Genomic DNA, 1,736 nt, shown 5'->3' with positions numbered 1-1,736 from the left:
AGATTCTTATGAAAAAAATGATGACCGTAATCGCGTTGGCTTTTGTACTGTCCGCGTGCAGCCAACCGCGCACCGGCGGCTTTTTTGGTGCGTCCAATAATGGTGCGGCCGGCGGGGTAACGCAGTCTTTTCGCTGGTAAGGAATGATTTTAAAGGCCGTCTGAAATGTGTTTGATTGGATAAAACACATTTCAGACGGCCTTTCTGCTTTTGCGCTTTGGATAAATGATAAAAGCGATACTAGGCTGTTTTGCGACAGCTTTTTGGCATAGTTTGCGAATATTCATGAAACTTTACAATTTGCTTAAAAGTTTCTGATTTTTATTTGGCATTAAATACCAATAAATCAAAAAATCGAAGTTTAAATTTACGATAAAATCCAATTTTTCGTAATTTTAAACAGGCCGTATGAAAAAGACGGGTAACAAAATGGCACAAAATCAAACACACACTTCGACATCAACCTGGCAAAGCCGCATGAGCGCGTTGGGGCCGGGTATCATGATGGCTTCGGCAGCCATCGGCGGTTCGCATTTGATTGCGTCCACACAGGCCGGGGCGTTGTATGGCTGGCAGTTGGCCTTAATCATCATCTTGACCAACTTGCTGAAATATCCGTTTTTCCGTTTCAGCGCACACTACACCATGGACACAGGCAAGAGCTTGGTGCAGGGCTATGCCGAGAAAAGCCGCTTTTATTTATGGGTATTTGCGCTGCTGTGTTTCGTTTCCGCAACCATCAGCACCGGAGCGGTAGCAGTGGTGACGGCGGCAATTATCAAAATGGCTTTGCCGAACCTCGGTTTGGAAACGGGCGTGATTGCTGCCTTGATTATGCTTTCCTGCCTGCTGATTTTGGTGAGCGGCCAATACCGTGCGCTTGACCGCGTATCCAAAGCGATTGTCGCCAGCTTAGCGGTGGCCACCGTCATTGCGGCCGGTATTGCCATGTCGCGCGGCATGCAGATGCAGCCTGACTTTATTGAGCCGACTCCGTGGACGCTCGCAGGTTTGGGTTTCATCATCGCCTTGATGGGCTGGATGCCGGCGCCGATTGAGATTTCCGCGATTAACTCGTTATGGGTAACGGAAAAACAAAAAATCGAACCTTCCAGCTACCGCGACGGCATTTTCGACTTCAACGTCGGCTTCTATACCAGTGCGGCGCTGGCGGTGGTGTTTCTGGTGTTGGGTGCGTATGTGCAATACGGCAACGGAGAAGCCGTGCAAATGGCCGGCGGCAAATACATCGGCCAGTTGATCAATATGTATGCCGTGACCATCGGCGAATGGGCGCATCCGCTGGTGGCGTTCATTGCGTTTGCCTGTATGTACGGCACTACCATCACCGTGATTGACGGTTACGCGCGCGCCATGTCCGAATCGGTGCGCCTGATCCGCCACAAAGAAAGCGTGCGCAAAGGCGAATTGTTCGGCTGGTATCTGTGGGTCGCCGGCACCGGATTGGCGCTGATTTTGTGGTTCAACAGCGCGATGGCGGAATTGCTGAAATTCGCCATGATTTCCGCTTTCTTGGCCGCGCCCGTGTTCGCATGGTTGAACTACCGCCTGGTCAAAGCCGACAAAAAACACAAACTCTCCAAAGGCATGGAAGCCTTGGCGGTTGCCGGTTTGATTTACTTGGTGGGTTTTGCCGTGTTGTTCCTGCTCAATTTGGGTGGATTCTTAGCTTAAGTTGATTGAATGATACAAAGGCCGTCTGAAATATTTCAGAC

Annotated in this window: 1 protein-coding gene; it reads left to right on the top strand. The window is 50.1% G+C overall.

From position 1 onward, the window contains the following. The first annotated feature begins 429 nt into the window (after positions 1–429). Positions 430–1,695, top strand: coding sequence for an Nramp family divalent metal transporter (locus ACFPVS_RS13605; protein WP_096296175.1), 1,266 nt, complete (start codon positions 430–432; stop codon positions 1,693–1,695). Positions 1,696–1,736 lie beyond the last annotated feature (41 nt).

Origin of the sequence: Neisseria weixii (genome assembly GCF_042658245.1) — a bacterium.
Taxonomy (GTDB): Bacteria; Pseudomonadota; Gammaproteobacteria; order Burkholderiales; family Neisseriaceae; genus Neisseria; species Neisseria weixii.
The sequence above is the reverse complement of the archived record's forward strand: the minus strand, read 5'-3'. Positions and strand labels throughout refer to the sequence as shown.